At 67.9% G+C, this 24,116-nt stretch carries 35 protein-coding genes; 20 read left to right on the top strand and 15 right to left on the bottom strand.

The genetic code is table 11. The features are described 5' to 3' along the window. Nucleotides 1-198: 198 nt before the first annotated feature. The 4 genes from BEMPMBAN_RS33220 to BEMPMBAN_RS27825 are packed head-to-tail and all read left to right on the top strand — an operon-like array spanning nucleotide 199 to nucleotide 1,737. Nucleotides 199-408, top strand: coding sequence for a hypothetical protein (locus tag BEMPMBAN_RS33220; protein WP_159234720.1), 210 nt, complete (start codon nucleotides 199-201; stop codon nucleotides 406-408). Next, nucleotides 359-634 carry a hypothetical protein gene (locus BEMPMBAN_RS27835; protein ID WP_159234713.1) on the top strand — a complete coding sequence of 92 codons (276 nt, stop codon included), beginning with the start codon at nucleotides 359-361 and terminating at the stop codon, nucleotides 632-634. Before BEMPMBAN_RS33220 ends, BEMPMBAN_RS27835 begins: the two co-directional genes overlap by 50 nt. A 30-nt stretch (nucleotides 635-664) precedes the next feature. After that, a complete protein-coding gene (locus tag BEMPMBAN_RS27830) occupies nucleotides 665-1,024 on the top strand; it encodes a hypothetical protein (RefSeq protein ID WP_159234712.1) in 360 nt (119 codons plus the stop codon). After that, entirely contained in the window at nucleotides 1,021-1,737 is a 717-nt protein-coding gene (locus tag BEMPMBAN_RS27825; RefSeq protein WP_159234711.1) for an NUDIX hydrolase, read from the top strand. Before BEMPMBAN_RS27830 ends, BEMPMBAN_RS27825 begins: the two co-directional genes overlap by 4 nt. A gap of 4 nt (nucleotides 1,738-1,741) precedes the next feature. Here the strand turns inward: BEMPMBAN_RS27825 and BEMPMBAN_RS27820 are convergent, their stop codons facing one another. After that, the gene (locus tag BEMPMBAN_RS27820; protein WP_337761926.1) at nucleotides 1,742-2,473 is read right to left on the bottom strand and encodes a DUF899 family protein; all 732 of its coding nucleotides are present in this window, start codon (nucleotides 2,471-2,473) and stop codon (nucleotides 1,742-1,744) included. Nucleotides 2,474-2,695: 222 nt separating this feature from the next. Here BEMPMBAN_RS27820 and BEMPMBAN_RS27815 point away from each other — a divergent pair, with 222 nt between their 5' ends. Continuing rightward, a complete protein-coding gene (locus BEMPMBAN_RS27815) occupies nucleotides 2,696-3,304 on the top strand; it encodes a YihY/virulence factor BrkB family protein (RefSeq protein WP_234897734.1) in 609 nt (202 codons plus the stop codon). Between the two features lie 24 nt (nucleotides 3,305-3,328). Here the strand turns inward: BEMPMBAN_RS27815 and BEMPMBAN_RS27810 are convergent, their stop codons facing one another. Further along, nucleotides 3,329-3,601: a DUF4235 domain-containing protein gene (locus BEMPMBAN_RS27810; protein ID WP_159234710.1), complete on the bottom strand. Its 273-nt coding sequence runs from the start codon at nucleotides 3,599-3,601 to the stop codon at nucleotides 3,329-3,331. A gap of 125 nt (nucleotides 3,602-3,726) precedes the next feature. On the opposite strand from BEMPMBAN_RS27810, the gene BEMPMBAN_RS27805 reads away from it, so the two are divergent. The 3 genes from BEMPMBAN_RS27805 to BEMPMBAN_RS27795 all read left to right on the top strand — a co-directional run bounded on the left by BEMPMBAN_RS27805 (nucleotide 3,727) and on the right by BEMPMBAN_RS27795 (nucleotide 5,123). After that, nucleotides 3,727-4,350, top strand: coding sequence for a DNA topoisomerase IB-related protein (locus BEMPMBAN_RS27805; protein WP_159234709.1), 624 nt, complete (start codon nucleotides 3,727-3,729; stop codon nucleotides 4,348-4,350). Nucleotides 4,351-4,432: 82 nt separating this feature from the next. Beyond that, nucleotides 4,433-4,843: a phage holin family protein gene (locus BEMPMBAN_RS27800; protein ID WP_159234708.1), complete on the top strand. Its 411-nt coding sequence runs from the start codon at nucleotides 4,433-4,435 to the stop codon at nucleotides 4,841-4,843. Next, the gene (locus tag BEMPMBAN_RS27795) at nucleotides 4,830-5,123 is read left to right on the top strand and encodes a DUF3618 domain-containing protein (protein WP_159234707.1); all 294 of its coding nucleotides are present in this window, start codon (nucleotides 4,830-4,832) and stop codon (nucleotides 5,121-5,123) included. Before BEMPMBAN_RS27800 ends, BEMPMBAN_RS27795 begins: the two co-directional genes overlap by 14 nt. 21 nt (nucleotides 5,124-5,144) lie before the next feature. On the opposite strand, the gene BEMPMBAN_RS27790 is transcribed toward BEMPMBAN_RS27795, so the two are convergent. Further along, nucleotides 5,145-5,684 carry a cysteine hydrolase family protein gene (locus tag BEMPMBAN_RS27790; protein WP_159234706.1) on the bottom strand — a complete coding sequence of 180 codons (540 nt, stop codon included), beginning with the start codon at nucleotides 5,682-5,684 and terminating at the stop codon, nucleotides 5,145-5,147. Nucleotides 5,685-5,907: 223 nt separating this feature from the next. Here BEMPMBAN_RS27790 and BEMPMBAN_RS27785 point away from each other — a divergent pair, with 223 nt between their 5' ends. Then, nucleotides 5,908-7,089: a zinc-dependent alcohol dehydrogenase gene (locus BEMPMBAN_RS27785; protein WP_159234705.1), complete on the top strand. Its 1,182-nt coding sequence runs from the start codon at nucleotides 5,908-5,910 to the stop codon at nucleotides 7,087-7,089. 13 nt (nucleotides 7,090-7,102) lie between these two features. Here the strand turns inward: BEMPMBAN_RS27785 and phoU are convergent, their stop codons facing one another. After that, nucleotides 7,103-7,759 (bottom strand): phosphate signaling complex protein PhoU, encoded by a 657-nt coding sequence (gene phoU / locus BEMPMBAN_RS27780; RefSeq protein ID WP_159234704.1) that lies wholly within the window; start codon nucleotides 7,757-7,759, stop codon nucleotides 7,103-7,105. 127 nt (nucleotides 7,760-7,886) lie between these two features. Here phoU and BEMPMBAN_RS27775 point away from each other — a divergent pair, with 127 nt between their 5' ends. Then, on the top strand, nucleotides 7,887-8,144 hold the full coding sequence (locus BEMPMBAN_RS27775; protein WP_159234703.1) for a DUF7218 family protein: 258 nt from the start codon (nucleotides 7,887-7,889) through the stop codon (nucleotides 8,142-8,144). A gap of 13 nt (nucleotides 8,145-8,157) precedes the next feature. Here the strand turns inward: BEMPMBAN_RS27775 and BEMPMBAN_RS27770 are convergent, their stop codons facing one another. Beyond that, nucleotides 8,158-9,306, bottom strand: coding sequence for an NAD(P)/FAD-dependent oxidoreductase (locus BEMPMBAN_RS27770; protein ID WP_159234702.1), 1,149 nt, complete (start codon nucleotides 9,304-9,306; stop codon nucleotides 8,158-8,160). A gap of 39 nt (nucleotides 9,307-9,345) precedes the next feature. Further along, nucleotides 9,346-9,894 (bottom strand): nucleotidyltransferase, encoded by a 549-nt coding sequence (locus BEMPMBAN_RS27765; RefSeq protein WP_159234718.1) that lies wholly within the window; start codon nucleotides 9,892-9,894, stop codon nucleotides 9,346-9,348. A 51-nt stretch (nucleotides 9,895-9,945) separates the two neighbouring features. Here BEMPMBAN_RS27765 and BEMPMBAN_RS27760 point away from each other — a divergent pair, with 51 nt between their 5' ends. After that, nucleotides 9,946-10,722, top strand: a complete 777-nt coding sequence (locus tag BEMPMBAN_RS27760) for an endonuclease/exonuclease/phosphatase family protein (protein WP_159234701.1) — start codon at nucleotides 9,946-9,948, stop codon at nucleotides 10,720-10,722. An 85-nt stretch (nucleotides 10,723-10,807) separates the two neighbouring features. Then, entirely contained in the window at nucleotides 10,808-11,509 is a 702-nt protein-coding gene (locus tag BEMPMBAN_RS27755; protein ID WP_159234700.1) for a cutinase family protein, read from the top strand. Nucleotides 11,510-11,517: 8 nt separating this feature from the next. On the opposite strand, the gene BEMPMBAN_RS27750 is transcribed toward BEMPMBAN_RS27755, so the two are convergent. Next, complete coding sequence (locus BEMPMBAN_RS27750; RefSeq protein WP_159234699.1) at nucleotides 11,518-11,772, bottom strand: metallothionein; 255 nt, start codon at nucleotides 11,770-11,772, stop codon at nucleotides 11,518-11,520. Between the two features lie 142 nt (nucleotides 11,773-11,914). Here BEMPMBAN_RS27750 and BEMPMBAN_RS27745 point away from each other — a divergent pair, with 142 nt between their 5' ends. From BEMPMBAN_RS27745 to BEMPMBAN_RS27725, 5 genes are all read left to right on the top strand, one after another. Next, the gene (locus tag BEMPMBAN_RS27745) at nucleotides 11,915-12,400 is read left to right on the top strand and encodes a MarR family winged helix-turn-helix transcriptional regulator (protein ID WP_159234698.1); all 486 of its coding nucleotides are present in this window, start codon (nucleotides 11,915-11,917) and stop codon (nucleotides 12,398-12,400) included. A 32-nt stretch (nucleotides 12,401-12,432) separates the two neighbouring features. Then, nucleotides 12,433-12,852, top strand: coding sequence for a DUF5313 domain-containing protein (locus BEMPMBAN_RS27740; protein ID WP_159234717.1), 420 nt, complete (start codon nucleotides 12,433-12,435; stop codon nucleotides 12,850-12,852). A 256-nt stretch (nucleotides 12,853-13,108) separates the two neighbouring features. Then, nucleotides 13,109-13,732 carry a DUF3159 domain-containing protein gene (locus BEMPMBAN_RS27735; RefSeq protein ID WP_159234697.1) on the top strand — a complete coding sequence of 208 codons (624 nt, stop codon included), beginning with the start codon at nucleotides 13,109-13,111 and terminating at the stop codon, nucleotides 13,730-13,732. 153 nt (nucleotides 13,733-13,885) lie between these two features. After that, a complete protein-coding gene (locus BEMPMBAN_RS27730; RefSeq protein WP_159234696.1) occupies nucleotides 13,886-14,578 on the top strand; it encodes a HemK2/MTQ2 family protein methyltransferase in 693 nt (230 codons plus the stop codon). Nucleotides 14,579-14,622: 44 nt separating this feature from the next. Continuing rightward, the gene (locus tag BEMPMBAN_RS27725; protein ID WP_159234715.1) at nucleotides 14,623-14,778 is read left to right on the top strand and encodes a CDGSH iron-sulfur domain-containing protein; all 156 of its coding nucleotides are present in this window, start codon (nucleotides 14,623-14,625) and stop codon (nucleotides 14,776-14,778) included. On the opposite strand, the gene BEMPMBAN_RS27720 is transcribed toward BEMPMBAN_RS27725, so the two are convergent. Then, a complete protein-coding gene (locus tag BEMPMBAN_RS27720; protein ID WP_159234716.1) occupies nucleotides 14,755-15,765 on the bottom strand; it encodes an iron-containing redox enzyme family protein in 1,011 nt (336 codons plus the stop codon). The genes BEMPMBAN_RS27725 and BEMPMBAN_RS27720 overlap by 24 nt on opposite strands. A gap of 215 nt (nucleotides 15,766-15,980) precedes the next feature. On the opposite strand from BEMPMBAN_RS27720, the gene BEMPMBAN_RS27715 reads away from it, so the two are divergent. Together BEMPMBAN_RS27715 and BEMPMBAN_RS27710 are read left to right on the top strand one after the other, a co-directional pair. Then, the gene (locus BEMPMBAN_RS27715; RefSeq protein ID WP_159234695.1) at nucleotides 15,981-16,961 is read left to right on the top strand and encodes a coiled-coil domain-containing protein; all 981 of its coding nucleotides are present in this window, start codon (nucleotides 15,981-15,983) and stop codon (nucleotides 16,959-16,961) included. A 122-nt stretch (nucleotides 16,962-17,083) separates the two neighbouring features. After that, on the top strand, nucleotides 17,084-17,791 hold the full coding sequence (locus tag BEMPMBAN_RS27710; protein ID WP_159234694.1) for a ZIP family metal transporter: 708 nt from the start codon (nucleotides 17,084-17,086) through the stop codon (nucleotides 17,789-17,791). Here the strand turns inward: BEMPMBAN_RS27710 and BEMPMBAN_RS27705 are convergent. From BEMPMBAN_RS27705 to BEMPMBAN_RS27680, 6 genes are all read right to left on the bottom strand, one after another. Then, nucleotides 17,773-17,991 (bottom strand): hypothetical protein, encoded by a 219-nt coding sequence (locus tag BEMPMBAN_RS27705; protein WP_159234693.1) that lies wholly within the window; start codon nucleotides 17,989-17,991, stop codon nucleotides 17,773-17,775. The two genes, BEMPMBAN_RS27710 and BEMPMBAN_RS27705, sit on opposite strands and share 19 nt — an antisense overlap. A gap of 302 nt (nucleotides 17,992-18,293) precedes the next feature. After that, nucleotides 18,294-18,947, bottom strand: a complete 654-nt coding sequence (locus tag BEMPMBAN_RS27700) for an MOSC domain-containing protein (protein WP_159234692.1) — start codon at nucleotides 18,945-18,947, stop codon at nucleotides 18,294-18,296. Between the two features lie 28 nt (nucleotides 18,948-18,975). Then, nucleotides 18,976-19,377, bottom strand: a complete 402-nt coding sequence (locus BEMPMBAN_RS27695; RefSeq protein WP_159234691.1) for a DUF2237 family protein — start codon at nucleotides 19,375-19,377, stop codon at nucleotides 18,976-18,978. 53 nt (nucleotides 19,378-19,430) lie between these two features. Beyond that, the gene (locus tag BEMPMBAN_RS27690) at nucleotides 19,431-20,498 is read right to left on the bottom strand and encodes a CobW family GTP-binding protein (protein ID WP_159234690.1); all 1,068 of its coding nucleotides are present in this window, start codon (nucleotides 20,496-20,498) and stop codon (nucleotides 19,431-19,433) included. Between the two features lie 55 nt (nucleotides 20,499-20,553). Further along, on the bottom strand, nucleotides 20,554-21,306 hold the full coding sequence (locus BEMPMBAN_RS27685) for an SDR family NAD(P)-dependent oxidoreductase (protein WP_159234689.1): 753 nt from the start codon (nucleotides 21,304-21,306) through the stop codon (nucleotides 20,554-20,556). A 117-nt stretch (nucleotides 21,307-21,423) separates the two neighbouring features. Then, on the bottom strand, nucleotides 21,424-21,921 hold the full coding sequence (locus BEMPMBAN_RS27680; protein WP_200846143.1) for a hypothetical protein: 498 nt from the start codon (nucleotides 21,919-21,921) through the stop codon (nucleotides 21,424-21,426). 103 nt (nucleotides 21,922-22,024) lie between these two features. Between BEMPMBAN_RS27680 and BEMPMBAN_RS27675 the strand changes: the two genes are divergently transcribed. Then, nucleotides 22,025-22,672 carry a hypothetical protein gene (locus BEMPMBAN_RS27675; RefSeq protein WP_159234688.1) on the top strand — a complete coding sequence of 216 codons (648 nt, stop codon included), beginning with the start codon at nucleotides 22,025-22,027 and terminating at the stop codon, nucleotides 22,670-22,672. Here BEMPMBAN_RS27675 and BEMPMBAN_RS27670 read toward each other — a convergent pair. Next, complete coding sequence (locus BEMPMBAN_RS27670) at nucleotides 22,669-24,066, bottom strand: aspartate aminotransferase family protein (protein ID WP_159234687.1); 1,398 nt, start codon at nucleotides 24,064-24,066, stop codon at nucleotides 22,669-22,671. The genes BEMPMBAN_RS27675 and BEMPMBAN_RS27670 overlap by 4 nt on opposite strands. Nucleotides 24,067-24,116 lie beyond the last annotated feature (50 nt).

The following is a 24,116-nucleotide window of genomic DNA, read 5'->3' as shown; positions in this document are numbered from 1 at the left end:
TCCCGCGCCGTCAACGACACCCCGTCAGAACAGGAGGACACCCCCGCGGCACTGACCGCCTGAACCATCACCACGAAGAATCACACGACGACGTCGTACACCACGTCCATGGACTTGACCCGCCGCGGGCTCGTCGAGGGTGACCTTGAGTCGGACGCGTCGGAACGGGGTACCAGGAACCTGACGAAGGGCGCGCAATTGGGTGAGAGCACCGATCCTGCCGACGGCCGGACCGAAGAGCCGAAAGGTGGTCGGCCGGGACCCGCCGACCACGGTGGCGAAGGAGGCATGGCGACCCGGGAGAACGCCCCTGAACTGACCGAACCCCCGAGCACGACAGCTGACACAGGAGGAACGCGTGGCCGGCCAGACCGACAACGACCGACTCGAGAACGTCGCCCCAGGTGACATCATCGCGCTGCAACTGCCCGACCGGCCCGGCGACGGACGGCCGTACAAGGTGGTGCACAAAGATTCCAGCGAAGTCAACGCGACACCGGCGATCATCGTCACCCTCGAAGGCGACGACGGGGAGACGTTCGACGCCGAACTGCCCGCCGATACCGCGGTCACCCGGGCGCTGGAGTCCAAGTGGGAATCAGCGCAGAGTCCCACGCCGCACACCGGCCGGTGACGCGCGGACGCCTGTTGAAACAATGGCACGATGGCCAGGTATGACGTCAACGGGGCGGCTGTCGAGCATGCTCGCGGGCTGATCGACTCGAGGCAGTACGTGCTCGACAGCGACTGGGGTGAGGTGCAGCCCAACGCCGCCGCAGAAAACGCCTACCTCGAGTCGCACGACTGGCAGGAGTACGCGCGCTGGCATCTCGGCCTGACCGACGGGGCCGAGGACGGGACGAAAGCGCGCTACGCCTTCGTCTTCGGCGATTTCCGCCGGGTCCACCGCACTGGGCTCATCGCCTGCGTGTACCGCGCTTCGCAGTGGCGGCACAAGGCCGTCGAGTTGGCGGCCCACGACTTGCTGCAGTACCTCGACGGGGCCGCCGGGATCACGGCGTGACGGTCAGCTACGACGAGGTGCTGCGGGAGCAGGTCCGGGCCCGTCTGGCGGGTCACGAGCGTCGCACGGTGACTGACCCGACGAAGCGGCACGCGGCCGTCGCGGTGGTCCTCGTCGACTCCGAGCTGGGTGAGGACCGCGTCGACCCGGCGCCGGTGGACGACTGGATCGCCGGGCGACCGATGCCGGCAGACCTCGACGGCAGGATGGTCGACGTGTCCGGTGGTGCCGCATTCTTATTGTGCCGCAGGGCTTCTCGACTCACCTCGCACGCCGCCCAATGGGCACTGCCTGGTGGCCGGCTGGACCCCGGCGAAACCGTGGTGCAGGCCGCGCTGCGTGAGCTCGACGAAGAGGTCGGCGTCCGGATGCCTGCCACCAACGTGCTGGGCTTACTCGACGATTACCCGACGCGGTCGGGCTATGTCATCACGCCGGTGGTGATCTGGGGCAGTGGCCGGCTCGACCCACGCCCGGCACCCGACGAGGTGGTGGCGGTCTACCGGGTGGGGCTGCACCAACTCCTGCGGGACGACTCGCCGCGGTTCATCACGATCCCTGAGAGTCCCCGACCGGTAGTGCAGATTCCGTTGGGCGGCGACCTCATCCATGCTCCGACGGGCGCGATCCTGCTGCAGCTGAGGTGGTTGGCGCTGGAGGGCCGCCACGACCCGGTTGACGAGCTGGAGCAGCCGGTGTTCGCCTGGCGGTGACAACTCATCCGTGGAGATCGTCGCAGCGGCCCGCCTTCAGCCTCGACCACTGCGCAGTCGGCCGACCGTCGCTACGGAAATTGTCACCATCGGGTGCGAACCGCTGGGGCCAGCCCCGGGGCGAGTCCTCCCAGGTTTCCTGTCTGCCGAAGACCGTGAGGTCCAACAGGTGATAGCTGGTGGCGCCGGCCTCGGTGCCCCGTCCGGTAGTCCAATACGTCTCGAAGACCCGATCGCCGTGGCGCAGGAAGCACGCGTACGCGCCGAAGTGCCTTCCGGCTAGCAGTTTCTCAGCCGACTCACCCGCGGAATACCACGGCATCTTCCAGTCCATGAAGTCGCGATAGCGTGCGCTCTCCGAATACGGGCCCTCACAGATCGTCGCGTACGTGACGTCGCGGCTGTGCAGGTAGGACAGTTCCAGAGCATGCCCGGTGAAGAACGTGCAACCCTCACATTGCTGTTCGGCGGGCTTGCCGTCGTGCCACATGTGCAGGTAAGTCAGCAGTTGCCGGCGGCCTTCGAACATATCGAGCAGCGACACCGTGCCGTGCGCCCCGGTGAGCGGCATCTGCGGGTCGACCTCGGTCATCGGAAGCCGTCTCCTGGCAGCGGCTATGGCATCACCCTCCCGGGTGTGCGCCTTTTCGCGCGTCAGCAGCTGATCGAGTCGGTCCTGCCAGGCAGCACGGTCGACGATGGCGGGCAGCGGACCCTCGGCGGTCACGGCGGTCACGGTTCACCTCCTGGTCTGGTCACACCGCGAGTCGCGGTTGTCAGGTAGACCTGCGTGGCCTGCTGAAGTCATCGGCCAAGACCGTTTTAAGCGGGCCGTTCGCGGGCATCACCGGGCGATGCAGTCCCAGTCGGGCCGGCCTTCAGCGCCAGATTCAGGATTCCCGTAGTGGACAACGGGCGCGTGGACCCGTCGCGGTGACGGGCGCGTGGACCCGTCGCGGTGGCGGGCGCGTTCGTGGCCGGTATCGCGGCCGCGACGTTGGCCGGGCGGAAACGAACCCTCGTCTCCCCTCGTCGACCCGCGCCGTCCACAGCGCAGCCGCCGGTAGCAGGTGACGCCGGTTGCCCCGAACCGGACGACCGGCGCAAGCCGGAGTCCCCGACGGACCTGACCCGGCCGTCCGTGCGGTATGTGCTGCGCCAGACGATCGGGGAGTTCAGCCGGGACCAGTGCATGGACCTTGCCGCGGCGCTGACCTACTACGCGGTGCTGTCGCTGTTCCCTGCGATCGTGGTGTGGGTTCTGGCGTCGCTGCTGTTCGGCGGCTACGTCGCCAATTTCGGCAACTACGAAAGGACGTTCGGGGCGCTCGCCGGCGTCGCGGTGTTCCTGCTGTGGCTGTGGATCACCAACCTGGCGTTGCTGTTCGGGGCGGAGGTTGATGCCGAACTGGAGCGGGGGCGCCAGCTGCAGGCCGGTATGGCCGCCGAGGACGATCTCAGGCTGCCGGTGCGGGATTCCAGTGGCATCGACAAGAACGAGGCCGAGGAACATCAAGCGGTTCTGCGGGGACGGGTACTGCGCAGGTCCCGGGGACGGCACGGCTGACCAGGACCACCCGTCCCCGAGCGGTCAGGACGGGGTTTCGTTGGTGACCGCTTTGTAACCGCGTGCGCTCGCCCGGTTAACGCCGGCGCGAACCAGGCCGAAGATCAAACTCTGAAGCGCCGCGGCCAGCAGCACCTTGGCCGTCGACTGGCTGAGATCGTCCGGATCTGGCGGTGGTTGGTCGGCCTCGCCGATCCGTTTCCAGACTTGGGTGAACAATGCGCTGGCCACCAGGCCGCCGGCCACGCTGATCACCATCGACAGCGGGGTGTAGAGGACTTTGGAGGTTCGGCTCATCGTGTCTGCTTCCTGACGGGTGCGGAACGCGTTGAGTACCCGGCAGGCACGAAAGTGTAACGGCACGTCGCTGCGGGTAATCCCGGCGCCACCAACGGTGGTCGGGCGGAACCTGGAGGCGGGGCGTGCGGTTGCGGCGCAGTGCACTGGACAGACCGGGAATCACCCGGAAACGCAGAGGCAAGGGTTTTGCGTACTACGGCACCGACGGCGAACTGCTGGACGACCTGGACGACGAAGCCACACTGCAGCGCATCAAGGATCTGGTCATCCCGCCCGCCTGGAAGAAAGTGTGGATCAGCCCCCACCCCAACGGCCACATCCAGGCTGTCGGCACCGACGTCGCGGGCCGTCGTCAGTACCTGTACCACCAGGCGTGGCAGGACGAGCGCGCCGAGGAGAAGTTCGACCGGGTGCTGGAGATGTCGCTGGAACTGCCGCAGTGGCGCGCCCGAATCGCCGGGGATCTGGCCGCCGAGGCCTTCGTCGACGCGGACCCGCCGGTCTCGGAGAAGGTGGTCAAACGGGTGGAGGCAGCGGTGATGAAAGAAGTCGCCGACGGGCTGGGGAACACCCCGGCGGTAGCCCGCGGCTCTTACGTCGACCCGCGCGTGGTGGCCGGGTACGAGAGGGGATACACCATCGCCGCCGCGGCGCGGCGCGCGCAGCGCACCCGTAAACCCGACGAAGCCCAGGCGATTCTGGAGAAGGCGACCCGGACGTTGATCCGCAAAGTGGCCAAGGGCTGACCCGATGAGGTTTCGCCTAGCCGGGCGAGGGGCACTGCCGTGGAAGAGATGCAGCTAGAACGCTAGCTAGGAAGGCAGACTGATGACTGCGCAACCCCACCACACAAGTGAGGTGTCGACGCCTCAACTCCTGGGCCAACTCTCCGAGCAGACGTCGCGGCTGGTGCGCGACGAGATCCGACTGGCTCAAAAGGAATTTCAGGAATCTGTCCGACATGCCGGGGTCGGTGCCGGTCTGTTCAGTGCCGCGGGTCTGCTCGCGGTGCTGGGTCTGGCCACGCTGATCGCCGCGGGCGTGGCGGGGCTGGCGCTGGTGCTGCCGGTCTGGGCCGCGGCGCTGATCGTCGCCGCAGTGCTGTTCGTGTGTGCCGGGGTGGCCGCGCTGGTGAGCCGCAAGCAGGTCGAGCAGGTGTCTCCACCGGCCACCGAGTCGGTCGACAGCGTCAAGCACGACCTCGAGGAGATCAAGGAGGCCCGACATGGCCGGCTCTGACCGACTTCCGCCTGAACCCGGACCGGACGCGGGCATTGAGGAACTGCAGGCGGACATCGAGCAGACCCGCAGCGAACTCGGAGATACCGTGGCTGCGCTGTCCGACAAGCTCGACGTCAAGAGCCGCGCTCAGGACAAGGCCGCGGACACCAGGGAAGCGGTCGTGGACAGGGCGCAGACGGCCACCGCCGCTGCGAAGGCCAACCCCGCGGCGCCCGTCGGCGTGCTCCTGGCCGGGGTCGCCGTCATCGGTTTCCTGTGGTGGCGCCGCCGCCGGTGACCGGCGGCGGCGTTCTTCGCGTCAGTCAAGGCAGTCGCACGCGTTCGCCAACCGGGCGCCCATGTTGCTCTCCATCATCCGTAGCGCCGCCTCGCCGAGTTCGGCGTCGATGTGTGCCACCGCATCGCGGGGCACGATCACGTCGAAATGCCGGATGTAGGCGTCCAGCGCGCTGTACAGGATGCACTGTTCGGTCACCTGCCCGGTCAGGATCACCCGCTGGGTGCTCAGCCGGCCCAGTAGGTAGTCCAGAGGTGAAGCGTAGAAGGCGCTGTGCCGCACTTTCGAGACGAACCGGTAGTCGGCTTGGGGCGCCACCGGTTTGACGAGGTCGGGACGCTCGCCTTCCAAGGCGCTCTGTACGAGATCGCTCGGCTGAGCGGTGAAATCCCCGTAGTTGTCGTTGACGTAGATGAGGTCCACGTCGTCACGGTCACGTGCCCGCGTGATGAGTTCGGTGAGCGGGTCGACGATGTCGGCCACGTTGGGTATCAACAGATCCGCGTCAGGATGTTGATAGGTGTTCATCATGTCGATGACAAGTACCGCAGTGTCGGACATGGTCGGAAACTCCTAGATTCGGGCGGGCCGGTGATCGCGTCTTTCGGTGGCGACGATGTCGGGAACGAATCTTTCGGTCCGGAAGTCACCATGAGTTGGCACTTACCCCGCGTGCGGGCGGAGTAAGCACGCCAGCCGCCGCGGTGTTTGGCGGCCTTGATGAGGGGTAGTCGAAAGCCCACTTGCCGCGCTGAAGGTCGGCGCGAGCGTGAGGGGAGTACCGATGAAGGCAGTGACTTGGCATGGCCGGCGCGATGTACGCGTCGACACGGTTCCGGATCCGAGGATCGAACAACCCACCGACGCGATCATCGAGGTCACGTCGACGAACATCTGCGGATCGGATCTTCACCTCTACGAGGTGCTGGGTCCATTCATGAACGAGGGCGACGTCCTCGGTCATGAGCCGATGGGGATCGTGCGTGAGGTCGGCAGCCAGGTCGGGGACCTCGCCGTCGGCGACCGGGTGGTGATTCCGTTCCAGATCTCTTGTGGCAGTTGCTACATGTGTGACAAGCAGCTCTACACCCAGTGCGAGACCACGCAGGTCCGCGAGCAGGGGATGGGGGCGGCGCTGTTCGGTTTCTCCGAGCTGTACGGGTCGGTGCCCGGCGGTCAGGCGGAGTTGCTACGGGTGCCTCAGGCCCAGTTCACGCACATCAAGGTCCCCGACGGGCCGGCGGATTCGCGGTTCGTCTACCTGTCCGATGTGCTGCCGACCGCATGGCAGTCGGTGGTCTACGCCGACGTCCCGCATGGCGGGTCGGTGACCGTGCTGGGACTCGGGCCGATCGGTGACATGGCGGCGCGCATCGCCGCGCACCAGGGTTTCGATGTGATCGCAGTGGACCGGGTACCCGAGCGACTGGCGCGTGCCACGGCCCGCGGGATTCGGACGGTGAACCTCGACGAGGTCGACACCACCGTGGGTGATGCGATCCGCGACATGACCGGTGGACGCGGCACCGATTCGGTCATCGACGCGGTGGGCATGGAGGCGCATGGCTCACCCGTCGCGCGGGTCGCGCAGCGGGTCACCGGTCTGCTGCCAGATGCGGTGGGCAAGAAGATGATGCAGACCGCCGGTCTGGATTGCCTCGATGCGTTGTACTCCGCGATCGATGCTGTCCGCCGTGGCGGCACCATCTCCCTGATCGGGGTGTACGGCGGGACTGCCGATCCGATGCCGATGCTGACGCTGTTCGACAAGCAGGTGACTCTGCGAATGGGGCAGGCCAACGTCAAGAGGTGGGTGGACGACATCATGCCGCTGCTGACCGACGACGATCCGCTGGGCGTGGACACCTTCGCGACCCACACGCTGCCCCTCGACCAGGCGCCGCACGCCTACGAGATCTTCCAGAAGAAGCAGGACGGAGCCGTGAAGGTGATGCTCAAGCCGTGATGCAGAGTGCCGGTCACTGACCGAGATCACGCGTGGTGTCGCCGGTGCTGCGGAACAAGACCCGGGCGGCGATCGCCACAGCGTGATCGGCGAACCGCTCGTAGAACCGGCCGAGCAGCACCAGGTCGATGGCCGCGGGGACCCCGTGGCTCCAGTCCGGCGACATCACGGTGCTGAACAGTCGGCGGTGCATGGCGTTCATCGCTTCGTCGTCGTCGCGGATCCGGCTCGCGCGCACCGGATCTCCGTCGATGATGACGGAGGCGGCATCCTCGGCCAGGTCGACCGCGAGGCTGCCCATCTCGGAGAACTGACCCACGACCTCGTTGGGCAGAACCGGGTCGGGGTGGCGTCGGCGGACGATGCGGGCCACGTGGGCAGCCAGGCCGCCCATCCGGTCGGCGTCCGAGGTGATGTGTACCGCGGCCACCACGAGACGCAGGTCGCTGGCGACAGGTGCCTGGCGGGCCAGGAGCGCCAGCGCCGCGTGGTCCACCTCGCGGCGCATCCGGTTGAGCACCTCGAGGTCGCTGAGCACCCGTTCGGCCGCCTCGAGATCCACGGTGAGCAGCCCAACCGTGGCACGCTGCATCGCCTCACCGGCGAGTTCGCACATCCGGGTCAGGTCCGAGTTGAGCGCATGCAGTTGCTGGTGGAATTCGGTACGCACCGGATCTCCTCTCCACGCAGCCGAGCATGTACCCACCCCGCCGTTTTGTATGCATTGCCGCGTTTCGGGCCGCACCCGGTCGGGCACCCTTTGCGAACTCAGAGTATGAGGAACAGGAGGTGTGAGAATGCCCAATTCATCGATCAAGAACGAGAAGATGTACGAGGACCTGCGCGAGGAAGGCAACTCCAAGGAGAAGGCCGCCCGCATCTCCAACGCGGCGGCGGCCCGCGGGAAGTCAGCGGTGGGGAAAAAGGGCGGAGAGTCCGGAAGCTACGAGGACTGGACGGTTCCGGAACTGAAAGAGCGTGCCAAGGAACTCGGGATCTCGGGCTACTCGGATCTGACCAAGAGCAAGCTGATCGCCACTCTGCGCAATCACTGACGGCCGGGAATCGCTACAAGACCGGTGCGGCTGCTCCGGCCCGGATCAGACCTTCACCGAGCTCGTAGTCATCGTCGGCGTTGCAGGTCAGCACCGCGACGGCGACGCCCCCGGACTCGTACCAGACGGTGAACCCGTCGCCGTGTGCGATCAGGCGGCTCCGCTCATAGCCATCCCCCCAGGCGTGATACTTCAGCGTCGTATCACCGATCGTGGTCCAGAACCCGGGAACATCGGACCAGCTCTGTTGGTCGCCGGCGGCACGAGCGCCGGCGATCGCGCCCTGTTCTGCGGCATCCTGCCAGTGTTCGACCGCCAGGGACCGGCCCGCGGTGGTGTTGAACGCCAACGCGACATCCCCTGCTGCCGACACACCCGGCGTGCGGGTCATCATCCCGGCGTCGACCACGATGCGCGACTGATCGACGGGCACTCCCGCCGCCTCGGCCGCCGCGCTGTTCGGCTCGACTCCGGTCGCCGCCAGGATCAGGTCGGCCTCGACGGTGGCGCCGTCGTCCAGCACGACCGCGCCGGGGCGGATCTCCCGCACCCGGACTCCGCCGGAGAACCGGGCCCCGGTCTGCTCGATCAGGGTGACCAGCCTGCGTCCCGCCTCGGTGCCCAGCCGCTTCTCCTGGGGAACCGCATCGGGCGCCACCAGGGTGACCGCCAGGCCATTCCGGGCCAGGGACGCGGCCGCCTCGCATCCGATGAACCCGGCGCCGATGACCACCGCCGACTGCGCGCCCTGCGACGACGCCCGCAGTCGCTGTGCGTCCTGCAGCGAGCGCAACTGCAGGGCCCGCCCGCCGCCGGGAACCGGCAACGGCCGGGGGCTCGCCCCGGACGCCAGGATCAGGTGACGGTATTCCTGTCGGCGGCCACCCGCCGTCACGGTCCGGGCATCGGTGTCGATCTCGGTCACGGGGGCGTCGGTGATCAGTTCCAGGTCCCGTTCGGCGAACCAGGACGACGGACGCATGCTGACCTCATCGGTCTCACCGCGGAGAAACTCCTTGCTCAGCGGCGGCCGCTCGTAGGGTTCATCACAGTCGGCGGTCAGGATGCGCACCGGCACATCCGCTTGCTGCTTCCGGAACTCCTCCGCGGCGCCCACCCCGGCGGGTCCGCTGCCGATCACGATCACTGCTGGTTCGGTCACCACAGCGGCATACCCGTTGTCGCCGTGCCGAACCGGGCGTCACGCGGTGATCCGCAGCCGGTCGGCCAGTACCAGGAATGCCACGGCGTAGTCGTTGTCGGCGGTCGCGGCCCGCACCTGCTGCCAATCGACCCGCTCGCGCACCCCGCGCACCGCCGGAAGCAGGGAGGTGAAGTCACAGAAATGCTCTCCCAGGGCGAGCAACTTCTGGATCAACACGGTCGTCGGGGTCAGCACCGGGATCCTGACCGCCAGCACGTCGTGCACTTCGGCCGCGTCGAGATGCTGGTGGCCGACGACGACACCGTTGACCCGGTGCAGCACGTCGACCACCACGTCCTGGGCGTGCGCCTTGAACAGCCAGTCTTCGGGGGTGCGCTCGATCACGAAGCCCGCCTTGGCCAATGTTTCCGCGGCGGTTTCGACGTCGGCTTCGGCGACGACGAAGTCGACGTCGTGCACCGGCTCCGGCGCCCCGAAGACCCACAGCGCATATCCGCCTGCCAGCGCGAACCGCGGTCCGTGTTCCTTCAGCGCCGACGCCGCGGATCTCAGCGAGCGGCGCAGCCGTTCGTCACGCGGACACATCATGACGCTCCTTTGCTGTTGCGCGGCGCCCTCGGTGGGTAACTGGTACCCGTGCGGATCGCGACTTTCAACATCCTCCACGGCCGGACGGTGCACGACGGCCTAGTGGAACCCGACCGGCTGCGGACGATCATCCGCGACCTGGACCCTGATGTGCTGGCGTTACAGGAGGTCGACTTCGAACAGGACCGGTCCGGTCGCGCCGATCTGACCTCGGTGGCGGCTGAGGCGATGGGGGCGGTAGCGCACCGTTTCGTCGCCGCCATCGCCGGCACGCCGGGCGCCACCTGGATGGCCGCGACCGGCGAGGAACAGCCCGGCACGGCCGCGTACGGCATCGCGTTGCTGTCCCGCTTTCCCGCGACGAGCTGGCAGGTGGTGCGGCTGCCCCGGATCCCGACGCGGTTCCCGATGTATCTTCCCGGCCCCAACCGCGTCGTGGTCGTCGACGAGGAGCCCAGAGCCGCGGTGATCGCCCAACTGGACACTCCACTGGGGCCGATGTCGGTCGCGAACACCCACCTGTCTTTTGTGCCCGGATGGAATCGTCATCAGCTGCGCCGGCTGATCAGGGATCTGCGGGGAATGCCCGGGCCGCGACTGCTGATGGGTGACCTCAACCTCCCCCCGGCGCCGGCGGCGAGATGGTCGCGGATGCGCGCCCTGGCCGCCGCGGCAACCTTTCCCGCCGAAGCTCCGGACCGCCAGCTCGATCACATCCTCACCGACCATCCCGGCCTGCGCGGGCGGGGTTGTCTCACACCGGATGCGCCGCTGTCCGATCACCGTCCGTTGCTCGTAGAGGTCGATGACCCCGGCGCCGGCTGAGGTCCGTCGTTTGGCCAGCGAACTTGCGGGTATTGCTCGACTGCGCCATTGATCATGTGGGCGCCTGCGAATAAAGGAGTCCTTCATGACAGCTCGACGAATGGTCCGTGGCGTGATGGTTGCGGCGCTCGGTATCTGGGCAACGCTGGTCGGGGTCGCCGTCCCGTCCGCTGTGGCCCAACCGTGCCCCGACGTCGAGGTGGTATTCGCCCGCGGCACCGGTGAAGCCCCCGGGGTCGGCGGCATCGGACAGGCCTTCGTCGAGGCGGTGCGCGCCCAGGCCGGCGGCCGGACGGTCGGCGTCTACGCCGTGAACTATCCGGCCGGGAGCAACTTCGAGCAACGCGAGATCTTCGCCTCGACAGTGATCGACGGCGTCCGGGATGCGGCGAATCATGTCCAGGCCATCGCGGCCAACTGCCCGGACACCCGGCTCATTCTGGGCGGATACTCCCAGGGTGCGGTGGTGTCGGGGTTCGTGACGTCCGACGTCGTGCCCAGCAGTGTGCCCGCCGAGGTGGCGCCCGAGCCGATGCCAGCGGAGGTGGCCGACCATGTCGCCGCCGTCGTGCTCTTCGGCACCCCGTCGGGTGAGTTCCTGCAGAGGTACGACGCGCCGGCCATCACCATCGGCCCCCTCTACGCCGACAAGACGCTGCAACTGTGCGCCCCGGGGGACACCATCTGCTCGGGTGTTGCCGATGGTGGACCGACGCTGGCGCACGCGCTGTATCCGATCGACGGAAGCGTCAACGAGGGCGCGGCATTCGCAGTGGGTCGGTTGTAGCGCGACGCTCAGCCGCCTGCCGGCACCGGGTAGCGGTCGTTGACGTCGGCGTCGGTGTCTTTTCGGGCGCAGTGCGCGCAACAGAAGATGCCCTCTTCGGTCTCGACACCGTGGCCGAGGATGCGGCACCCGCAGTGCCCGCAATCCGGCGCCAGCTGCACGGCCGCGCACTCGACGCTGTCGAAGGTGGCCGACCGGCCGTCCGGCCAACGCACGGTGAATGCTTTGTCGTAGTCGTTTCCGCACGTGTCGCAGATGGACATGAAACCTCCTGATGGGACCTGATGGACTTGTGACTTCGAGGTCGTGTTCCCGGCGCCGCGGGCGAGAAACCTGGCCGACCGGGAACTGTGATTGTTAGCGCACGATCTATTTGTGTACGACTATTCGGGTACCGTGGAACCCGTGACCGCCGCAGTCGATCCCGATCTCGATCCGCTCGCCCTCGAACAGCAGGCGTGTTTCGCGCTGGCGGTCACCAACCGGGCGGTGCTGGCCGTGTACCGGCCGCTGCTCGAACCGTTGGGGCTGACCCATCCGCAGTACCTCGTGATGCTGGCGATGTGGGACCACCACAGGTCCACTCCCGACAACCGGGCACCGCTGTCGGTCAAACAGATCGCGACTGCGCTGCAGCTCGACTCGGCCACGCTGTCCCCGATGCTGAAGCGGCTCGAGACGCTGGGGTTGCTCACCCGTGCGCGAAGCGCCGCAGACGAGCGGGCGACCGATGTCGAGTTGACCGATGCCGGCCTCGCGCTGCGCAGCCGCGCGCTGGCGATTCCGGCCGCCGTGGTCACCCGACTGGGCGTTGACCTGGCCGAACTCGAGGAGTTGCGTCGGGTGCTGACCCACATCAACTCCGCCGCGCTCGCGGCGGGCACACTCTGATACCGATGACGAACACCGACAGGGAGCCGACCATGGCCACTGACCGACCATCGCTTGTGCAGTACATCGGCTACTCGTACGGCCGTCGGCTGCCGTCCTCGATGAGTCGCTGGGTTGCCGAGGACCTCGCCGCGCAGGGAGCCGTGCGCAGGCACATGATCCGGATGGCGATACCGCCGCTGTTCGTCCTGGCGCCGCTGTGGCTGCTTCCCGCGTCGCTGTACGTGCACCTGGAGATGACGGTGCCGATCTACATCTGGAGCCTGCTGATGGCGCTCGCGCTCAACAAGGTGTGGCGCCGGCACCGGCTGGCACAGCACGGGCTCGATCCGAACCTGGTCGACGTGATCAACCGGAAGAAGAAGGCTCATATCGACGAGGCCTACGCCCGGCGCTTCGGTCCCCGACCCGAATCGGCGCAGTGGCAGTCCAACAGCAATCCTTTTCACTGAACGCCGGACCCGCGTACCGGTGCTGACCGACCGGGGGGCTCAACCGCCGTCGTAGCGCACCCGGGCCAGTTCGCGCTCCGGATCCGGGTGTCTGCTCCTGAATTGGTGTGGCAAACCGGTGTGGAAACCCATTCGGGCGGCGATCCTGAGGTTTCCCGGTGCGGCGTGCGGGCCAAACGCCAGAACCCCCCGATCGCGAACCTGAGAGTCAACTCACAACGGGCAGGTCATCGCGGCCGTCGGTACTCTTGGCCCCATGACCGCTGCCGGAACACCCGCCGGCGGTCTGCTGGCGCGTGCGGGCGGCGTCAGCGGGTTGATCTACACCGCGCTGCCGGTGACCACTTTCGCGGTGGTCTCTCCGGCCGCCGGACTCGTTCCGGCGATCATCGCCTCGTTGTCCGCCGCCGCGGCGGTGCTGGGCTGGCAGCTCTTCCGCCGGGGCTCACCCCGGCCGGCCGTACTGGGATTCGCCGGCGTCGGTGTCTGTGCGGCGTTCGCGTATGTCACCGGACAGGCCAAGGACTTCTACCTGCCCGGCATCGGGATGTACCTGGTGCTGGCCATCGTGTTCACGGCGTCGGTCCTGATCCGGCGGCCACTGGTGGGTGTGGTCTGGGCCAGGGTGACCGGGCGTGACGACACCTGGCGTCGGGTGCCCCGGGTGCGGCTGGCCTTCGACATCGTCACGGTCACGATGGCGGTGGTGTCCTGGTCGCGGTTCCTGGTCCAGTACTACCTGTATGACACCGACCAGGAGTCCCTGCTCGCCGTCGCCCGGATCGCGATGGGCTGGCCGGTGTTCGTGGTGACCTCGACGGCGATCTACCTGGCCGTCCGCACGGCCATGCGGACGCTGCCCCACGCGGCTGCCGCCTGAGTTCAGCCGCCACGTTCTCGGCGTCGCGGATTCCCTCCGAGCAGTGCGGATCCGCGCGGCACCAGAACGCCCGGTGGTTTGGGTCACGGCGTAGGGGGCATTTACAGAACGCAACGCTGAACCCCGATCGGGGATTCTCACCGAGGAGAGCACGTGACCACCGCTTACACGGATTTTGCTGAGCTTGCCGTGCCCGCGGGGATCTATCCCCCGCAGCAGGATTCGCACCTGCTCATCGAAGCCATGGCCGGGACCGGACTGGTATCCAGAGCCCGGGTCGCCGACCTGTGCACCGGCAGCGGTGTGGTCGCGATCGCCGCAGCCGCCGCCGGAGCGACAGAGGTCACCGCGTTCGACATCTGCCCCCAGGCGGTGCGGCATGCCCGCCAGAGCGCACTGGCCGAAGAGGTCAGCGTGCGGGTCCATCGCGGTTCATGGTCGCGCGCGGTGGAGTTCGCGCCTTTTGACCTCGTCGTCGCCAACCCTCCCTACGTACCGCATGGGCCGGTCGACGACACCGACTCCATCCCGGCCACGGCCGGACCGGCGCAGGCGTGGAACGCCGGCACCGACGGCCGGATGATCCTGGACCCGTTGTGCGCCGCAGCCCCGCTGCTGGTGGACGACGGCGGCACCATGCTGGTCGTCCAGTCGGAGTGCTCGGATATCAAGAAGACCCTGGCGGCACTGCGCGGCCACGGCATGCATGTCGAGGTGGTCGCACAACAGTTCATTCCGTTCGGTCCCGTGATGTCGGCGCGCGCGAAATGGCTGACGCGAGTAGGTCTGCTGCCCCCGGGGCGCCGGGAGGAGAGGATCGTCGTGATCCGGGCGGACGCGCCGTGAGCGATGCTCCGCGTCTGGTCCGGGTGGTTCCCGCCGGTCCGGTGATGGTGGAGGGCCCGGTTCGGATCGAGATGCCTGACGGCAGCGTGGTGGAGTCGGACCGGTTCATGGTCGCCATCTGTGCGTGCCGGCGATCGAAGACCTACCCGCTGTGCGACACCAGCCACCGCCGCCGGTCAGCTCAGCGGGCTGCGCAGTGACGGACGCCCGGCACGCCAGCACTGCATGAGGTGATCGGCCAGACGTCCCTCGACCACGTCGAAGGCCCGGATGCCGAACACCACGTCACGCTCGAGTTGAGGTTCGCGGGCAACCAGATCGCCGACCACGTCGGTCCGGACCACCTGTTCGTGAACCGCGTCGGCCTCCACGTGCTCGAGGTAGAAAGCGCGGCACGCCATCGGCGCGTCGAAGCGTTCCAGTGCCTGCACCATTCGGCGTGATCCGGGAGGGGAGGTGACCTCGGTGGCGGCGAAGTGGCCCACCGACGATCCCCGCAGCCGGCGGTGCAGACCGAACATCGACATCAGGTTCACCACCGCCAGCGTCGGCGCGGGCACGTCGGCCAGGTAGCCGAGGTAGGTCGTGTCCAGGTCCGCCGCGGCCATCAGGTCGGCGAACAGCTGCTGGTGCAGCCGGGAACCCTTGCCGCCCCCGAACTCGTCGAACTCCACTGCCACGAACGACGCCTTCGCCTGGCCGGTCAGGCGCGGAATTGTCCACGCGTGCGGATCGCCCTCTTTGAGGTGATAGAGCGACCGATGGGCGAAGTACTCCCGCATCTGCTCCCAGGTGCCCTCGTCGCGCAGGTAGTACGACGGACCGGTGCCGTCGACAGGTTCCACGCACAGACCGTCCAACTCTGCCGCTGCGGTGGCGTCCGCGTCGATCTCGCCGACCTCGTCGCCGACCGCGGCCAGGAACAGTTCTTCCAGGCGGCCGCGCAGGTGCAGCAGGCTGGGGTTCCACTCCCAGCCGGCGTCCACGTCGGTGAACCCGCGGTAGTGCAGCTCGTAGCAGATGTAGAGGGTGAGTTGGACGTCGATACCGTACGGATCAGCGTCGGCGAGTGACGTCACCACCCGCATCAGGTGGTGGTGCGGGGCCCGTTCGGTCAGCAGGTCGATCACGGACATGGAGATCGGCCCGCGTGGTTCGGGGAGCACCGGTTGCAGAAGGGTCGGCATCACGAACGGATCAATACCCGGCTGGATCGCGGCCAAACCGTGTTCACCAGCGCTGGGCAGACCGTTACCCGAAGCGGGCCGGACATACACCTGACCCGAGGTTTCTCACATCTGCGCGCTCGGTCTGTACAAGTCCGCGTCGACGGGTAACCGACACATGGGCGCATTCATGCGCTGTCCGAAACTCTCTAGCTATCAAGGGGTGTACCGAAGTCATGGCATCACCGAACACATCGACCACACTGACCACTGCGACCCTGGTCGCGCAGCTCCGTAGCCTGTTGGATCTCACCCACACCGAGATCCAGGTCGCCGAGACCCGCGTGGTACAGGCCCGCACCGAGGCGGTACGGACCGAATTGCAGCGCAATGCCGACAACGCGCGGATCCGCGCCGAGGCGATCGAGAAGGCCGTTCGCGACCTCGGTGGCTTCCCCGACGTCATCGGTCCGTTCCTCGGCCGAGCCGCGGCCGCCGTGAAGGCGCTGACCGAGCAGGCGGAGCCGTTCGACGAGGCGCTCCTCGGCGACCTCGCGCTGGAGGGGCAGCTGCTGGACCGCGCCCGGTACGTCAAGGCGCTGGCAGTGGCCGCCCAGCACAAGGACGTCGAAGAGCTGGCGACGCGCCTGATCACCGCCCACTCCGCGACGGTCGAGTGGCTGACGACGGTTCTCGCCGAGGACGCCCTCGGTGGCCCCGCCGCGCTGCGGCGGACCCCGTTGCAGGCAGCTGCCGGGCTGGCCGTCAGGTTCGTCAACCTGCCGCTGACGTGGTCGACACGTAGCGCTGAGCGCGCGGCCGAAGCCGTGCGATCGGTCCGGCCGGCGTTCGCCGAGCTGGTGAACCGCGGTTCGCGGACCGGCGACATCGCCTCCAAGACCTTTGCGGGTGCGCGCAATTCGGCGCTGGAGGCCGCCGAGCGGGTCGCCCGTGAGCAGGGGGCCGACCAGGCCGCCGATGCCATCCATGCCGCCCGCGGGGCGACCGGCATCCTCGACGAGACCGAGCTGCCCATCACCGACTACGACGATCTGAACGTCAACGAGGCCGCCAGCGCGGTCAAGGAGTTGACCGATCCGGCGGACATCCGGGTCATCGTGGCCTACGAGGAAGCGAACAAGGACCGCCAGCGAGTGGTGTCCGCGGCGCAGACCCGGCTGGCCGCCATCGCGCAGGAAGTGGTGGGTATCAGCTGATCTGCTGAACACCGACTCCGACCGGGCCGGCGCGGGTTCTCTACCCGCGCCGGCCTCGGCGTGTTTCCGCGATTCGGCGGCGGGTATTCCCGCTGCTGATCGACGCATGATGAGGTGAGTGCATGTGGACTGCAGTGCTGTACGGAGTGGCCGCATCGAGTTCACTGGTCATCGGCGCCGCGATCGGGGCGCGGTGGAGTCCTCCCGCTCAGTTGACCCGGGTGCTGCTGGCGTTCGCCAGCGGGGCGCTGATCTCGGCGCTGGCGTTCGAACTGTTCGAGGACTCGTTCCAGTTGGGCGGCCCGCTGCGCTCCGGGCTCGGGCTGCTCGCCGGGGCGGCGGCATTCATCCTGATCGACTGCCTGCTGGAGCGGCGGGTGCAGAACCAGGGGAGTTCGGCTGCCAAAGGGGGTGTCGGGCTGGTGCTTCTCGCAGCGGTCACCCTCGACGGCGTGCCGGAGAACTTGGCGCTCGGTGTGACGCTGGTGGGCGGCGCGTCGCTGTCATTGCTGGTCGCCATCTTCTTCTCGAACCTGCCAGAGGCGTTGGCGGGCAGCGTGTCCATGCGAAAAGGCGGAATGAGCCCGGTCGCGGTCATGGCGACCTGGACGGTCTGTGCGGTGTTGCTCGCCGCTGCGGTGGTGATCGGACGGGCGGCGGCCGGCGGTCTGCGGCCTGAAGTGGTGGCTATCGCGCTGGCGTTCGCGGGTGGCGCGGTACTGGCCTCGGTCGCCGATACGTTGATGCCCGAAGCCTTCGAACACGGCAGACCGCTGAACGCGTTCGCGACCGCGGGCGGGTTCTTCCTGTCCTACGTGTTATCCGCCTGAACGGGGGTGCCCTGCCCGATCAGGCCACCCCACTGCTCGTGGACCACGGTGCGGGCGGCGGACTCGACCCCCTGGTTGGCGGCCCCGCTGACCAGGGTCACCAGTTCCCTTGCGACCGCGGATGTGGACAGTCCCGCCGCGCCGGCGACCGAAACCAGTTCGGCGATCGCGTTTTCCGGTGCGCATCTGCGCAAGCCCACCAGGACCCCTTCAGCCAGATGCAGCGTCCTCGCTCGTGCAACCGCATCTTCGAACACGGGGTCAGACCGTGCCGGATTCCAGTCGTTTCTCACCCGATGCTCCTGTCGACGTCCATCCACTTGTGCCGCCGTGTGCCCCGGCCGCGCGACTTCTGGTGCGCGGCCCCGATGCCGCGCCGGCCCCCGCTACCGGGCGGGGCACCCAGACCGATGTTGCTCCCCGGCTGCATACCCAGTCGCCGAAACGTTATATCCGGCAGCTGGGATAACTCTGTGTGTCGCCGCGACGAACTCGTCAGACGTCAGGCTCTGCGCCGCCGCGCGACCTGCTGTTTGATCTTGTCCGGCAGGGCATCTGCCGCCGCAAGGGTGGGCATCAACGCGGGCTCGAGCATCAGCGCACGAAACACCACGCCGACGGTCACCGAATGGTCGGGACGCTCGATGATCTGAATCCGGTCGCCGGCCCGCATGGTGCCGGGCTCGAGGACCCGGAAGTACGCACCGGGCACGCCGGCCGCGGTGAATGTCTTGATCCACCCCGGGATCCCCAGCCAGGTGGAGAAGGTCTTGCAGGGGGTGCGCGGGCTGGTGACCTCCAGCACCAATCCGTCGTCACCGACCGCCCATCGCTCGCCGACGAGGCGGTCGGTGAGGTTCACCCCCGAGGTGGTGATGTTCTCGCCGAACATGCCGTTGTCGATGTCACGGCCGAGGCGGGACTGCCAGTCGTCGAGATCCTCGCGCCCGTAGGCGTACACGGCCTGGTCGTCACCGCCGTGGTGGCGCGAATTGCCGATCGTGTCACCGACGACCCCGCTGCCGAGCCCGCCCTTTCTCGGGCCGGGGGCACGCACGGTGAGCGGCTCGGCGCTGGGACGCTTGTCGATGCCGCTATGCATCGCGCCGAGATCGACGACCGCCGGTGCGGTGTTCACAGTCAGGACCGAGGCCACCCGGTCAAGGCTAGCCGAGTTGACTGGACTACAGGCCGGCCAGATCGTCGGGGACGTCGACCCCGTACTGCTGGAGAATGTCCAGAGGGACGACTTCCAGCGTGTGCTCGTGTGTCGATGCCAGTACCACCGGGCACGCGGATCCGGAGTTGAAGGCTCGAAGCCAGTTCAGGGCGGTGACACACCAGCGGTCGCCGGGCTTCAAACCGGGGAACCGGTAGGCGCGCACGGGGGTCGAGAGGTCGTTGCCGATCGACCGCTGGTGCTCGAGGAACTCCGCGGTCACCACCGCGCAGATGGTGTGGCGTCCGGAATCCTCGTCCCCGGTACTGCAGCAACCGTCGCGGTAGAACCCGGTCAGCGGCTCGGTCCCGCAGGGCTCCAGTGGTCCGCCCAGCACGTTGCGTTCAGCGCTCGTGTCCTCAGCCATCACGTCAGTATCACCGGTGACAGCTCCGGACGGTGGGCGATGCACTCCTGCGATCAGATGCTGAGCTTGCGGTAGCGCTGCAGGCGTCGAACACTCTGTGCGGGGGCCGCTGCAGTGGCGGTGCCCAGGGCCTCCCTGAGCCGTCTTCGGACATCCTGGACGTCGAGCCCCATCCCGATCGCCACCAGGCAGCTCGTGGTCGCGTGAGCGGGGGCCGGGGCGATGTGGATCGACGGGCCCACGACGTTGACGACGTACACCCGGGTGGAGGTCCGGTAGCGCACCGCGATGGTGCCCTTCATCCGGTACACCCCCGAGGGCGGTCGCTCGAGGAGATCGATGACCGCACCGGGATCCACGCATCCCTCACCGACCACCGTGACCGAGTCGGCGTGGACGTGGACGTGGTCGTGGTCGTGGTCGTGGTGGTGGGGGTGGGGGTGGTGATCCTGGTCGTGGTCTTCTCCCGGTGCACTGTCGAAGAGCAGTTCCCGGAAGGTCAGCTGGCCTGCCTCCTCGTCGGCGGCGACGTCGTAGAGCAGGGCCGGGTCGATGCGTCCTGCGGTGGCACCCACGACCTGCGCGTGTGGGTTGCAGTCACGGACCCGGCTCTCGATGCGCTGCAGCACGGCGGCTTGTTCACCGGCCGCGATCTGGTCGAGTTTGTTGACGACCACGAGCGTGGCGACGCCGTAGCGCGCCGGCGGGCTGGCATCCCGGTCGACGGTGTCGAAATGGGTGGCCGCGTCGAGCACGTCCACGATTCCGCCGGGGCGCACGTTGTCAACCCCGCTGAACCGGATGATCCGTGAGATGGCCACCGGATCGGCCAGGCCGCTGGCCTCGACGATGATCGCGTCGAGGCGCAGCTTGGGATCGGCGAGACGGGCCAGGGCGACGTCGAGTCCGCCCTCGTCGGGCAGGCAGCAGATGCAGCCGCCGGCGATCGACGCCGGCTCGTCAACCTGCCCGGTCACCAGCCCGGCGTCGACGTTGAGTTCGCCGAAATCGTTGATCACCACCCCGATTCGCGCCCCGGGGCTGCGCAGCACGTGGTTGAGCAGGGTGGTCTTGCCTGCGCCGAGATAACCGGTGAGCGCAATGACGGGAACCCGGTGCACGCTTCTCCTTCTCCGCGGTCCTTCCGCGATCCTTTTCGCCTGGTCGGCGGGCACATCAGCGGAAGCCGGCGGCTCCGCCGTCGACCATGATCGTCTGCGCCGTGACGAACGACGACTCGTCGCTGAGCAGGAACCTCACCACCGGCCCGATGTCGGAACCCACGTCGCCCAGGCGGCCCAGCGGCACCCCGCGTATTGTGCGCTCGTAGGTCTCGGGAGCCATCTCCCGCCACATCCGGATGCTCTCCGTCTCGGCGAACGGGCACACCACGTTGACCCGGATGTTGTCTCGACCCCATTCCAGCGCAGCGACTTTCGACATCCCCCGGATCGCCTCCTTGGCACCGGCGTAGGCGCCGAACTTCGGCTTGCCGAAGGTGCCCGACCCCGATCCGAGGTTGACGATGCTGCCGCCGCCATTGGCGACCAACACCGGGTACACCGCCTGCATCAGCTCGAATGTCGCCCGCGGACCCACATCGAAGACCAGATCGTAGTCCTCGCGGGTAATGGTCTGGAACGGCTTGGGTTCGTTGGTGGCGATCGCGTTGTTCACCAAACCGTGCAATCCGCCGAAGGTTTCGACTGCCGAGTCGACGATGCGGGCCGCGCAGCCGACGTCACGCAAGTCGGCGCACAATCCGACAGCGCCGCGGTCTGCGCCACCGAGTTGCTCGACAGTGCCGGCGAGCAACTCGGAGTCGCGGTCCACCAGAAGCACCGACGCGCCACGCTCGAGCAGAGCGGAGGCGATGCCCTTGCCGACGCCGCGGGCCGCCCCGGTCACGATCACGGTCTTTCCGTCCATGCCCGTTACCGTAGCCACCGCTGTTTCTCGGGCGCGCGACGCACCAAAGGGCCGGGCCTGATCTCGGGGTAATCAGACCCGGCCCTTCGGCCAGCACTAGCGAGTTATGCGCTCAGGTCAGGGTGCGGGGATGGTTGCGCAGCCCACACCGGGGATGCAACCGCTCGCTCCGCCCGGTCCGGCGGTTCCGCTGGGACCACCCGGGATGGCGCCGGTCGCGCCTTCCGGTCCTGCGGCACCGCTGACGCCACCGGGGTTGGTGCTGCCGCTGACGCCGCCCGGTCCCGCCTCACCGGCAGGGCCGCCGGGAATAGCGCCCGCGGCACCATCGGGTCCGGCTTCACCGACGGGACCGCCGGGGACGCCTCCGGCAGCACCCTCAGGTCCGGCCACACCGCCGGGGCCGCCGGGAATCGCACCCGCGGCGCCGTCAGGGCCGACGTAGCACGGGGTGCCGTCAGCGTTGACACACGCCGGCGGCGGCGGTGGTGGCGGCGGGTTGGTGTTCAACGGGCTCTGCGCGAAGGCGAGCGGGGCCGTCGCGATCGCAGTCGCCGCAGCGCCTGCGAAGAGCAAGGATCCGAAGGTTCGGGGAGAAGATGTCTTGTTTCGCATGCGAAAGAAGTTGCCCGGCGATACCGAAACGAAACCACCAATGTGACGGTTTTTCTAGATTGCCTAGATAAATGCGGATCGCGGGTGGTGGCATCCTGGCGGAATGGGACTGCTCATCCGCCTGGCCGAGTTGTTGATCATCCTCGTGCCCCTGGCCGGTGTGGGTTATGCCACCTTCCGGGCCATCACGTCTGCCCGCGGCCGCCGTGCCGCCGAGCTCCCGCCCGAACCCGAACCCCGCCCCGATGCCGCTGCCGCGCAGCGCCGAGCGATCACCCGCACCATCGAGGAACACGACCGGACCGACACCCGCTGGCTCGAATACGAGCTGGACGTCGCCAAGCTGCTGGACTATCCGCTGATGACCGACATGCGGGACCCACTGACCGAGCGCTTCCACCGGGCCAAACTCCGGTCGGACTTCCTGCGGCCCGCGGACGTGGCCGACCTCGTGGACGACCGCGACGCCACTCGCGAGTATCTGGACGCGGTGCAGGAGTACGTCACCGCCTTCGACGTCGCCGAAGCCGAGGCGATCCGGCGGCGCCGCACCGGCTTCTCCAGCGAGGAGCAGGAACGCCTCGGCCGGGCGCAACGGCTGCTGAGGGTGTCGGCCGACACGGCGGCGACGGCACAGGAACGTGAGCGCGCCTACCGGCTGGCGCGGCGGGAACTCGACGGCCTGGTCGTGCTGCCCGAACGCGCCCGAGTCGCGCTCGAGCGCGGAATCTCCGGCGAGCTGGGCTCTTAGGACTCCAGCGCCGCGTCCGCGACGTCCAGGGCGCGGTCCAGTATCGCGACACCTTCCCTCGCGAGTTCCTCGGTGACGATGCACGGCGGCACCACGTGAATGCGGTTGTAGTTGGCGAAAGGCAGCAGACCAGAGTTCTTGCATTCCGCGATAACGGAATTCATCGCAGCACTGGAACTGCCGTACGGCGCCAGCGGCTCCCGGGTCTGCTGGTCGGCGACGAGTTCGACCGCCCAGAACACGCCGGCGCCCCGAACCTCGCCGACGCAGCGGTGCCGCTCGGCCATCTCCCGCAGTGCGGGGCCGAGGACCTCGCTGCCGATGCGCGCGGCGTTCTCGACGATTCCCTCGGACGTCATGGCGTTGATGGTGGCGACCGCTGCGGCCGTCGCCAGCGGGTGACCGGAGTACGTCAGCCCGCCCGGGTACGCGCGGTGGGCGAACGTCTCCGCGATCGCGGGGCTGATCGCCACCCCGCCGAGAGGGACATAGCCGGAGTTGACGCCTTTGGCGAACGTCAGCAGATCCGGGACGACATCAAAATGGTCGATTGCGAACCATTTTCCGCTGCGGCCGAAGCCCGCCATCACCTCGTCGGCGATGAAGATGATGCCGTACTCGTCGCACAGGGCGCGCACTCCGGCGAGGTAGCCGGGAGGCGGGACCATGATGCCTGCGGTGCCCGGAATGGATTCCAGGATGATCGCCGCGATCGTCGACGGCCCCTCCATGCGGATGGTCTCGTGCAGATGATCGAGCGCACGCTCGGTCTCCTCTGCCTCGGTGGTGGCGTGGAACCGTGACCGGTAGAGGAACGGGCCGAAGAAGTGGACGACGCCCGCGTTGCCGTGGTCGTTGGGCCAGCGCCGCGGGTCTCCGGTCAGGTTGATCGCGGTCTCGGTGCCCCCGTGGTAGGAGCGGTAGCGGGCCAGCACCTTGTACCGGCCGGTGTGCAACCGGGCCATCCGCACCGCGTGCTCGACGGCGTCGGCGCCGCCGTTGGTGAAGAAGATCTTGTCGAGCTCACCCGGGGTGCGTTCGGCGATCAGCCGGGCGGCCTCGGAGCGGGCGTCGTTGGCGTGCTGCGGCGCCACCGTGCACAGCTTCGCCGCTTGTTCGGCAATGGCGGCAACAACTTTCGGATGCTGATGACCGATGTTGGTGTTGACCAGCATCGACGAGAAATCGAGCAGTCGGTTGCCGGCGCCGTCCCAGACATGGCAGCCCTCGGACGCCACGATCGTCATCGGTGAGATGTCGGCCTGCGCGGACCACGAGTGAAACACGTGGGCGCGGTCGAGCTCGTAGGTCCGCGCGGCCTCGGCGCGGGCGGCCTCCACGGTCAAGCCGTTGGGCAGCGTCGTGTCGTCGAGCGTTTCGTCGAGCACAGTCATGACAGTGGAGACCTATCTGGTTGATCTGGTTGATGCCACGCGAGAGTACG

It is taken from the genome of Mycolicibacterium austroafricanum (assembly GCF_902705885.1).
In the GTDB taxonomy this organism is placed as follows: domain Bacteria; phylum Actinomycetota; class Actinomycetes; order Mycobacteriales; family Mycobacteriaceae; genus Mycobacterium; species Mycobacterium vanbaalenii_A.
This window is presented reverse-complemented; position numbering and strand designations above follow the sequence as displayed.

Coding starts and splice junctions, on each gene's coding strand:
- BEMPMBAN_RS27830 (WP_159234712.1), top strand. CDS start 665: ATGGCCAGGTATGACGTCAACGGGGCGGCTGTCGAGCATGCTCGCGGG.
- BEMPMBAN_RS27810 (WP_159234710.1), bottom strand. CDS start 3,601: ATGAGCCGAACCTCCAAAGTCCTCTACACCCCGCTGTCGATGGTGATC.
- BEMPMBAN_RS27800 (WP_159234708.1), top strand. CDS start 4,433: ATGACTGCGCAACCCCACCACACAAGTGAGGTGTCGACGCCTCAACTC.
- BEMPMBAN_RS27795 (WP_159234707.1), top strand. CDS start 4,830: ATGGCCGGCTCTGACCGACTTCCGCCTGAACCCGGACCGGACGCGGGC.
- BEMPMBAN_RS27790 (WP_159234706.1), bottom strand. CDS start 5,684: ATGTCCGACACTGCGGTACTTGTCATCGACATGATGAACACCTATCAA.
- BEMPMBAN_RS27785 (WP_159234705.1), top strand. CDS start 5,908: ATGAAGGCAGTGACTTGGCATGGCCGGCGCGATGTACGCGTCGACACG.
- BEMPMBAN_RS27775 (WP_159234703.1), top strand. CDS start 7,887: ATGCCCAATTCATCGATCAAGAACGAGAAGATGTACGAGGACCTGCGC.
- BEMPMBAN_RS27765 (WP_159234718.1), bottom strand. CDS start 9,894: ATGTGTCCGCGTGACGAACGGCTGCGCCGCTCGCTGAGATCCGCGGCG.
- BEMPMBAN_RS27755 (WP_159234700.1), top strand. CDS start 10,808: ATGACAGCTCGACGAATGGTCCGTGGCGTGATGGTTGCGGCGCTCGGT.
- BEMPMBAN_RS27750 (WP_159234699.1), bottom strand. CDS start 11,772: ATGTCCATCTGCGACACGTGCGGAAACGACTACGACAAAGCATTCACC.
- BEMPMBAN_RS27740 (WP_159234717.1), top strand. CDS start 12,433: ATGGCCACTGACCGACCATCGCTTGTGCAGTACATCGGCTACTCGTAC.
- BEMPMBAN_RS27735 (WP_159234697.1), top strand. CDS start 13,109: ATGACCGCTGCCGGAACACCCGCCGGCGGTCTGCTGGCGCGTGCGGGC.
- BEMPMBAN_RS27725 (WP_159234715.1), top strand. CDS start 14,623: ATGGTGGAGGGCCCGGTTCGGATCGAGATGCCTGACGGCAGCGTGGTG.
- BEMPMBAN_RS27720 (WP_159234716.1), bottom strand. CDS start 15,765: ATGCCGACCCTTCTGCAACCGGTGCTCCCCGAACCACGCGGGCCGATC.
- BEMPMBAN_RS27715 (WP_159234695.1), top strand. CDS start 15,981: ATGGCATCACCGAACACATCGACCACACTGACCACTGCGACCCTGGTC.
- BEMPMBAN_RS27710 (WP_159234694.1), top strand. CDS start 17,084: ATGTGGACTGCAGTGCTGTACGGAGTGGCCGCATCGAGTTCACTGGTC.
- BEMPMBAN_RS27695 (WP_159234691.1), bottom strand. CDS start 19,377: ATGGCTGAGGACACGAGCGCTGAACGCAACGTGCTGGGCGGACCACTG.
- BEMPMBAN_RS27685 (WP_159234689.1), bottom strand. CDS start 21,306: ATGGACGGAAAGACCGTGATCGTGACCGGGGCGGCCCGCGGCGTCGGC.
- BEMPMBAN_RS27680 (WP_200846143.1), bottom strand. CDS start 21,921: ATGCGAAACAAGACATCTTCTCCCCGAACCTTCGGATCCTTGCTCTTC.
- BEMPMBAN_RS27675 (WP_159234688.1), top strand. CDS start 22,025: ATGGGACTGCTCATCCGCCTGGCCGAGTTGTTGATCATCCTCGTGCCC.
- BEMPMBAN_RS27670 (WP_159234687.1), bottom strand. CDS start 24,066: ATGACTGTGCTCGACGAAACGCTCGACGACACGACGCTGCCCAACGGC.